At 69.7% G+C, this 8317-nt stretch carries 8 protein-coding genes and 3 pseudogenes; 2 read left to right on the plus strand and 9 right to left on the minus strand.

The window, feature by feature from the left end; genetic code table 11:
• Positions 1 to 245: 245 nt before the first annotated feature.
• From ACFU5F_RS41550 to ACFU5F_RS41585, 8 genes and pseudogenes are all read right to left on the minus strand, one after another.
• Positions 246 to 866 carry a LysE family transporter gene (locus ACFU5F_RS41550; protein WP_383898778.1) on the minus strand — a complete coding sequence of 207 codons (621 nt, stop codon included), beginning with the start codon at positions 864 to 866 and terminating at the stop codon, positions 246 to 248.
• A gap of 38 nt (positions 867 to 904) precedes the next feature.
• Positions 905 to 1438 carry a helix-turn-helix domain-containing protein gene (locus ACFU5F_RS41555; protein WP_383898780.1) on the minus strand — a complete coding sequence of 178 codons (534 nt, stop codon included), beginning with the start codon at positions 1436 to 1438 and terminating at the stop codon, positions 905 to 907.
• A 7-nt stretch (positions 1439 to 1445) separates the two neighbouring features.
• A pseudogene (locus tag ACFU5F_RS41560) lies at positions 1446 to 1718 on the minus strand (AraC family ligand binding domain-containing protein); the annotation flags it as partial.
• A 436-nt stretch (positions 1719 to 2154) separates the two neighbouring features.
• The gene (locus ACFU5F_RS41565) at positions 2155 to 3108 is read right to left on the minus strand and encodes an MFS transporter (RefSeq protein WP_383898782.1); all 954 of its coding nucleotides are present in this window, start codon (positions 3106 to 3108) and stop codon (positions 2155 to 2157) included.
• On the minus strand, positions 3102 to 3404 hold the full coding sequence (locus ACFU5F_RS41570; RefSeq protein WP_383898783.1) for an MFS transporter: 303 nt from the start codon (positions 3402 to 3404) through the stop codon (positions 3102 to 3104). The genes ACFU5F_RS41565 and ACFU5F_RS41570 overlap by 7 nt, the downstream gene beginning before the upstream one ends.
• Positions 3401 to 4384, minus strand: a complete 984-nt coding sequence (locus ACFU5F_RS41575) for a GNAT family N-acetyltransferase (RefSeq protein WP_383898785.1) — start codon at positions 4382 to 4384, stop codon at positions 3401 to 3403. Before ACFU5F_RS41575 ends, ACFU5F_RS41570 begins: the two co-directional genes overlap by 4 nt.
• On the minus strand, positions 4381 to 4980 hold the full coding sequence (locus ACFU5F_RS41580; protein ID WP_383898787.1) for a TetR/AcrR family transcriptional regulator: 600 nt from the start codon (positions 4978 to 4980) through the stop codon (positions 4381 to 4383). Before ACFU5F_RS41580 ends, ACFU5F_RS41575 begins: the two co-directional genes overlap by 4 nt.
• Before the next feature lie 100 nt (positions 4981 to 5080).
• Positions 5081 to 6083, minus strand: a pseudogene (locus ACFU5F_RS41585) (DMT family transporter).
• 81 nt (positions 6084 to 6164) lie between these two features.
• Between ACFU5F_RS41585 and ACFU5F_RS41590 the strand changes: the two are divergent.
• Positions 6165 to 7101, plus strand: a pseudogene (locus ACFU5F_RS41590) (LysR family transcriptional regulator).
• A 37-nt stretch (positions 7102 to 7138) separates the two neighbouring features.
• On the opposite strand, the gene ACFU5F_RS41595 reads toward ACFU5F_RS41590, so the two are convergent.
• Positions 7139 to 7366 (minus strand): hypothetical protein, encoded by a 228-nt coding sequence (locus ACFU5F_RS41595; RefSeq protein WP_383898789.1) that lies wholly within the window; start codon positions 7364 to 7366, stop codon positions 7139 to 7141.
• 184 nt (positions 7367 to 7550) lie between these two features.
• Here ACFU5F_RS41595 and ACFU5F_RS41600 point away from each other — a divergent pair.
• A partial coding sequence (locus tag ACFU5F_RS41600; protein ID WP_383898791.1) for a three component ABC system middle component occupies positions 7551 to 8317 on the plus strand: 767 nt, incomplete at its 3' end.

Below are 8317 nucleotides of genomic sequence, written 5' to 3' on the forward strand. Positions count from 1 at the left end.
GGCCCGGGGTCCGCCGCGTTGATCATTGGGAGACCTGTGCTGCTACAGGCCGGCAGCCGTCCCGGCCGCGTACGGTGTGGCCGCAGCGTTTCCAGGTGGGGTCCTGGAGGGCTTTTTCGAGCAGGTCCTCGACCTCGTACAGGCCGAGTTCCTCGCTCTCCCGTTGATCGACGGCTTCTCACACCCGGGCAGACCGGAACGGATCGTAGCCGCACGGTCCGTCACATCTCCCAGCGCACCGCTCGTCACATGAGCCGGCACAGTTGAAGAATCGCGAAGACCAGGAGCGAGACACCACAGCAGGCTTCGAGCACACGTATGGCCACTGACGGCAGCGCCCTGCGTAGCACCACGATGACCCCCGCCGAGATCATGCACCACAGCATTGAGGAGGCCATGAACCCGGCGAAGAAGACGCCCAGCTTCGTCGTGCCGCCCGAGCCCAGGATGGCGCCGACCCCACCGGCCGCTCCCGACCAGTAGACGACGTTCCATGGGTTCGCCAGCGACATGCCCGCTCCCACAGCCATGGCCTTGCGGTCCTGTTTGTCGTACGGCTCCGCCGTCGGACCGGGCACCTTCCGCGCGAGTGCGTCGCGTAGGCCCGCTGCCCCCAACCAGGCCAGCAGCAAGCACCCGGTCACCGTGAGTGGCACGCGCAAGGCAGGCATCGCGAACAGCGCCCCCACGCCTGCCAGGCCGAGCACCGCCCACACGGCATCGCCCACGAGCGAGCCGACCTGAACCGCGAAGGCCGGGCGGAACCCGCCCCGTATCCCGCGTCGCAGGGACTCGCTGAACACCGCGCCTGGTGTCGCGTTGAACACCAGCCCCAACCACATAGCCACCATGAAGATCTCGAACATGGCAGCCACTGTGCGGGGGGTCGGGCCGTCCGGTCTTGTCAGATGTTGATCTGCGACAGCCGACGGTACCGGCCCGGCGTGATGGCATACGCCGCGGTGAAGTGGCGGTGGAAATGCGCCTGGTCGGCGAAGCCGAGCCCGTGCGCGACGTCGGCGACGGGCTCGCCTCTACGCAGCCGACGCCGCCCCTCGGCCAGCCGGGCCGACAGGTGCCAGGCGTAGGGAGGGGCGCCGGTGGCGCGGGTGAACGTCCGGATCAGATGCTCCCGGGACATGCCTGCCTCGTCGGCCAGCTCGGCCAGTCGGGGCGCGCCGGACAGGTCGGTGCGGAGCCGGTCAAGCACAGCGGCGATCCGGGCGTCAGCGGGCTCTGGAGCACGCGCGCGCCGTCCTGCGGCCAGGTCGAGCAGCCGCGACAGCACCAGCACCAGTCGCTCCTGAACCAGAGCAGCGGATTCGGCGGGCGAAGGGTGTCCCTCCGGTGCCAGCTTGCGGAATGCCCTGGCGGCAGCGAGGAACTCGGCGTAGGTGCGGAGAACGGACGACGGGCCGTTCGAAGTCGACTGCGGCATCGCCGGTCAGCGATTCCACCACCGTTGCCGGGACGTACCAGCTCACGGCCGCGAAGGACATCTCGGGCGGGACCTGGGTGGTGCACGACTGGACCTGGCCGGGGTTGTAAACGGTGAACTCGTCCAGGCCCACGTCGAACGAGGTGCGATCCAGCCGGACCCGCTCCAGGCCGCAGAGGTTGACGCTGATCACGTACTCGTCGTGGCTGTGCCGCGGGAACCCGCCCGACGGGGGACGCACTACCGCCAGCTGACCTCCGCCCGACTCCATGACCTGCATGCACAGAGGCTACGACAGGACGCGAACGTGGCCTGACAGGGGGAGAAACAGTAGGAACTCTGTTCGTTCGGGCAGGCCCGCTGATCGATACAACGGGAGGCAACCTGCTCGGCGCCGCTGCGGCCGGGCCCGCCGACCCACAGGGCCGAGCCGCCGATGAGGGGCCGGAGGCGGACTTGGGGCCGGAGAGGGGGTAGGGCTTGACCGTGTACAAGAAGGGTGGCGCCGTTCTTGACGGTTGGCGGCCGCGCCGCTGCTGTTGAACATCATGGCACCTTGCCGGAGTTGAAGGCGTCGATGGCGTTGGCGCCGTCGACGCCGGTGTCCAGGCCCGCCCCGCTGGTGCAGAGGTCGGCGACGGTGATTCGGGCTGCGGCTCACGCTGTCACTCGTCCGGGGATGTGGTGCGAGGTGTCGGTGGGTTGTGAGGCGGCGTCTAGCGGGGCGGGTGCCGCGGGGCACGCCGGGGCCGCACGGTCGGGATGCCGGGGTGTGGTGCGTGCCGGTGACGGTCTGGCCCTCGCAGCAGCAGGGCCCAGTAGCCGACAGCGGCGCAGACACCGAGAACCGCGCAGGCGGCCCACAAGGTGTCGGGGCCGAAACGGTCGATGACGATGCCGGCGCACAGGGGCGCGGCCATGGTGGCAATGGCCCAGGACAGCGCGTGGATGCCCTGGTAGCGGCCTCGGGCGGTGCTTGTCGAGAACCGTGCGATCAGGCCCATGTTCACCGGCGAGTGCACGATCTCTCCCAGAGTCCACACCACGACGGCGATCGCGTACACGGCGCGCCTCCGGCGAGGGCGTTGAGGCCGAAGCCGCCTCCGCACAGCAGCGGCCAGGACGAGCAGGCCCGCGTTCGAGCCGTCGAGTCTGCGGCCGAGCGGCAGTTGCAGGGCGACGATGAGGATGCCGTTCAGACTGATCACCAGCCCGTACTGGGCCGGGGTGAGGCCGTCGCGGTCCATGACCACCGGAAGTCCGGCAGCCGCCTGTTGGAACACTACGATCAGGAGGAAGGACAGGCCCACGGCTGCCAGGAACAGCCTGTCCCGCAGCACCCTTCGAAAACCGGCGCTCTTCTCATCGACGCCTTCTCCTTCGGTCTCCGCCTGGTCGGTCATGGTCTCCGGAAGTCTGACGGCGATCACGAGCGCGGAGAGCAACGTTGCTGCCGCCTCGATGAGGAACAGCCACCGGTATCCGTGGGAGGAGATGAATCCGGCGCTTGCCGCAGCGACGCCGAAGCCGATGTTGACGGACCAGTAATACAGAGAGAACGCCCGCATCCGGTCTGCTGGAGGAACCAGGTCCGCCATGACCGTCTGCACCACCGGGCGGGAGGCGCCGCTCGCCGCGCCGGCCGCGCACGCGAGTACAGCGATCAGCAAGGAGGCTGGTCAGCGAAACCCAGGGCTGCGGTCAGCCCGGCCGCCGTCACCTGCGCGACCAGAAGAATGGTCCGCCGCCCCACTCGGTCGGCCAGCATGCCGCCCACCACAGAGGCAGCCGCGCCGCCCGCTCCGAAGAGCGCCGCGACCAGTCCGGCGAAGCTCGCCGAGTAGCCGCGTTCCGCCGTCAGATACAGGATCAGGAAAGGGGCGACGAAGGAGCCGAGGCGGCCGATCAGAATGCTCGCCCACAACCACCAGAAAGGGCGCGGCAGCCCGGAAGCGGCCTGTCTCATCTACCGGTGGCCGCAGCGGTGTGCGGGGCATCGGCGGCGGAGTGGTCAGCACTCATGGGCGGCAGCTTGCCCGTTGTGACATCGACGAGGTCATGGCGCCATGCGGCTTCGTCGGTCGGAGTTCCGGTCGCCCGGTACCGACGGACCTGTGGCGCATCAAACAGGGCCTCGGCAGCTTCGGCGACCGGCACCGGCCGAAAGCCCAGCCGTTCCCACACCGGTCCGGCGACTGTGGAGAACAAGTACGCCGTATGCCCGCCCTGTGCGGCCGCTTCCGTGAGAACGCGCCGCACCAGCCGCCGCGCGGCTCCGCACCCCCGAAGATCGGGGCGGACCGCGACGCTGCGCAGCAGCACGCAGTGACCCTGCCGCTCCAGGCCCACGGTCGTGGCCGGCCCCGCGGCATCCCTGGTGAGCCAGTAACGAGTGCCGGGAGCCAGGACGTCCTGGGGCGAGAGCCCCTGGCCCGCGAGGAAGGCCGTGATCTCCTCCCGGTCCTCCGACCCCACCTCGGGCAGCGCCAGCGGCTTGGCGTAGCAGCGGCTGAGCGTCTTGTGCTGGTAGGGCGGGTAGTTGGGGATGAGGGTGTAGTCGGCGCGGGTGTACAGCGCGATGGCCTCGGGCTGGTGGACGGCCGTCTCCAGGCGCATCTCGGTGTGGCCGAGGGCGGTGGCGGTGCGCTCCGCCTCGGCCAGGAGGCGAGCGGCTATGCCCCGGCCGCGCGCCTCTGGCGTGACGTACATGCGCTTCAGTTCGGCGGCGCTGTCCGGGAACGGGAAGGGCTGCACGGCGCAGCAGCCGACCGGCCGGCCGTCGGCTTCGGCGAGCAGGAAGCGGATCCCGGGGCTGATGTTGGCGCCGCCGGTGCACGGCTCGTCCGGGTAACGCGCCGTGAGGTCGGCGTCGAGGTCGCGTACCAGCTGCTCGATCCTCGGGTCGTCGGCCGTCACGGCGGTGATGATGGGGTCGGGCGAGGTCACAGGCTTCCGTTCCGTTCGAGGATCAGGTCGAGCTGGGTTTCCAGGACGCGCCGCTGGAGGTCGGGCGGATAGGCGTCCGGGTCGGTCACGGCGTTCAGGGCGAGCCCGTCCAGACAGGCGACGAGGCTGCGCACCCGGATGTGGAGGTCGGCTGCTTCCGGGCGGTCGAGGCAGGCGACCTGTACCAGACCGGTCAGGCGGCTGATCCAGGAGGCGTGACTGCGGATGTGCTCGGCGAGCAGTGCGGGGTCGTTTCGGGTGCTGAGGAGGAACTGGGACCAGACGGCGGCCTCCAGATGCCGCTCGGCGTCCAGGGGCAGGGCCTGCTCGGCCACGGCGTACAGCATGTCGCGGGCGTTCTCGCCGACGGGAAGGGTGTCGATGCGCGCCGCCATCCGACGGTGCATCTCGGTGCGGGCATGGGCCAGGAGCGCTTTCTTGTCGGCGAAGTAGTGCGTGACCATTCCCGTGGTGCAGCCGGCTGCGGCGGCGACCGCGCGCAGGGTCAGGCCCTCCAGCCCGCTGTCCGAGACGACATGCCATACAGCTTGTGAGATTGCCTCCCGCCGCTCTTCGTGGTCCACCTGTCTCGGCATCCACCGCCCCTTTTTTACATAACAGTCGTTGCGTAATGGCTGATACGTTACCACGGGCGGGTCTTCCTCGGCGGCTTTGTATGGCGAGCGGGAACCGTGGTCACGTCTTCGTCAGCTTGTGTCCTGAAGGCGCGACCACCGCTCCATTCTGTGAATGGACGGGCTCTGCCGCGGCGCCGCTGTGGTGGGCGCCGTGGGGTGGGCCGGCAGTCATGAGGACTGCGGTGTCCCGCTCCGGGCCGGTGCGGTGGGCGCGCTCGATGGCCTGACCCCAATAGGTTCCGGCGACCATGAGCGACGCACCGAGGGCAGACAGGACGGTGAGCCTTTCGCCGCCGAGGCCGATTCCCACCGCGACCGCCCAGACCGGTTCGGTGCCCAGCAGGAGGCTGGCCCGGCTGGCTGACGTCCGCTGCACCGCCCATGTCTGCGCCAGGAAGGCGAAGAGGCTGCAGAACAGAGCCAGATAAACGAGCTGACCCCAGGTCATGGCATCGCTATGCGCCAGCGTCCCCAGGTTGGACGCGGCGGGTGCCAGAAAGAGTGCGGAGCCGACGAGGGACTGGACGGCCGTGAGGTGCAGCGGGCGCAGAGCGCGGCCCACGGAGAGTCGACCGACGAGCGCGACGTGTCCGGCACGCACCGCTGCGGCGGCGAGCATCAGCAGGTCGCCGGTCCTCACGGTGTGCAGACCGGTGCCGGACAGAAGGAACCCCAGCCATGACGCACAGACCGGCAGCCGCGAAGAACGTCAGAGGCAGCCTGCCGCTGCCACCCGTGCGGTCCAGCAGCGGCGTCAGCACGATGGTCAGGCCCGCGTTGGCGGCGCTGGTATGTGCCACCCCGTACGTCTCCAGCACCAGGACCGCCGCCTGCGTGACGCCCAGCAGCGCCCCCACGCGGAGCTCGGGGCGGGTCCAGCGGCGGAACGCCCCACGGGAGGCGACCAGAGCGAGGCAGGCGACCGCCGAGATGGCATACCGGGCGAACAGCACCACGAGGACCGGCAGAACGGCGGTGGCCGTCTTCGCCGACAGGTAGCTGGAACCCCAGACGATCGCAACAAGGAGAAGTATCAGGTCGGTACGGCGGGCATCACGCATGCGCCACACGCTGCCCGACCAGGAAACTGAAGCCCAGTGCCAACCTCTGAAACTACGCTGTAGCAGCCCTACACTATTGAGGTGGATGCACGACAACTGCGGATCCTGCGGGAACTGAGAGAACTCGGCAGCGTCACCGCGGTCGCCGAAGCTCTGCTGGTGACGCCCTCGGCGGTCTCGCAACAACTGCGGCTGCGGCAACGCTCGATCCCCGTGCCGCTCACCGAACGCGGGACGCCGGGTGGTGCTCACCGAGGCCGGGCAGGCACTCGCCGACGCCGCGATCGAGGTGGAGACCGCCCTGGCACGAGCACGGAACGCCGTCACCGACTACGTCGAACAGCCCGACGGCGTCGTCTCAGTGGCCGCCTTCCACAGTGGAGCGGCCACGTTCTTCCCTCTTCTGCTGCGCGGCCTCACTGGCCCGGGCCGCCCCCGCCTGGCGCTCGCCGACGAGGACGTAGCCCAGAACCACTTCCCCCGCCTCACCCGCGACTACGACCTCGTGCTCGCCCACCGGCTCGACCACGCTCCGGCATGGCCGCGCACCGTGACCGCCACCACGCTGCTGCGCGAACCGCTCGACATCGCGGTACCCATCGACCACCCGTTGGCCGCACGGCGCCAGCTGTCCCCGCAGGACGTGGCCGATCAGCCCTGGATCACCGTGCACGACGGATTCCCGCTGCTGGCCACCATCGAGGCCATCGCCACTGCCGCGAACCGCCGGCCCGACATCGTCCACCGCGTCAACGAATTCTCCGTGGTCGCCGAGGTCGTGGCAGCCGGCGGCGGTTTGGCACTCATGCCGCGTTGGACGGCGCGTCCCCACCCCGCGGTCGTCCTCAAGCCGCTCAGCGGTGTACACACCCACCGCCACATCGACGTACTGCACCGTCCCGAACGCATCGCCCGCAATGCCGTCCGCACGGTTCTCGCCGAGCTGCACCGCGCCGCCGCAGTAATCCAGACCCGGGACGACGAGGTCCAGCCAGGTGCCGACGACCACGGTGACTGAATGCGGACACTGAGGAGCAATGCTCGGAACCTGTGGATCAGCCTCGGGTCGAACGCCAAGGGCGTACCTTCCCGAATGATCCTCTGAAGGTCTCCGAGTAGGCCCGCGTTCGCAGCGCGGGTCGGGAAGGCCCGCCCGTGCTCAGCGTATTCACCGATGACGGCTCCACCCACTCCGGTTCCCTGATCGACGAGATCGTGCGCCGGGTGCCGTCCACGAGCCGCTCGACCTTGGCCACGGCCAGGCCGTCCAGGTCGAGCAGCAACGTCGTATTGTTGTCCAAGCCCGTGTGTCCAGATGATCAAGCTGCGTAGAGAACAGTCATGATCACTTACGACCACGGGCTTCCTGCACCCAGGGCCCAACTCCCCTTCCGCTGACCGTCAGTGACGGTGCGACAGGCCACCCGAGACCAGACCCCGCTCAAGTTCGAAGACCCGCCATGACCGATGGCCTTCGTCGTGGCCCCGCTGGTCCTGCACCGGCCCACGCGGCAAGCACTGCCCACCCCGACGCGCACCCATCTGCCGAACTGGGTGGCGGACCACCCGGCACTCGTCGCAGGCCTTGCCGCCCGCAGCACCTCACTGGCACCCGCCGTACGGGAAGGCCTGCGCTTCGGGGTCCGCCACCAGATGCTCACCATCGAGCAGGGCTCTCTCAAGAGCAGGATTCCGTCGAAGTCCCGTACCGAGGGCGAACTTGCCGACCTGATCAAGGTCGCATCGTTGATCGGGCGCCCCGTTGGCGAACAGCGCCGGGGCGAGGTGCCGGCCGTGCGTGGAGAGCGTCGCTCTGGGGTCTCCGCGTTCTCCGGAGACGAAGAGGACGCCCAGTTGCACGTGGCGGCGGCGGCCCGCGTGGTACGGCTCGCCCCCGAGGTGGAGACGTCCGTGCACCGCGTGGTGCAGGAGGCGTTGACCAACGTACGCCGGCACGCGCCCGGCGCCGTGGTCGCCGTACGGGTCGATGTGGACGGGCACCGGCTGCGGGTCGAGGCGTACGGCACCGGCCGGGCACCACGCCGCCCCGGTCGGCGGGCGCGGCGGCTTCGGCCTGGTCGGCCTGCGGGAACGCGTCGAGGCGGTGGAGGGCACGCTGACCGCCGCCCCCACCGACGACGGCGGCTGGCGGGTGACCGCCGCCTTCCCGGTGCCGGCCGCTGTGGCAGGATCACCGGCGTGAACGAGGCGGCGATCCGGGTGCTGATCGCGGA

The sequence above is a fragment of the Streptomyces sp. NPDC057438 genome, assembly GCF_042802995.1.
In the GTDB taxonomy this organism is placed as follows: Bacteria; Actinomycetota; Actinomycetes; order Streptomycetales; family Streptomycetaceae; genus Streptomyces.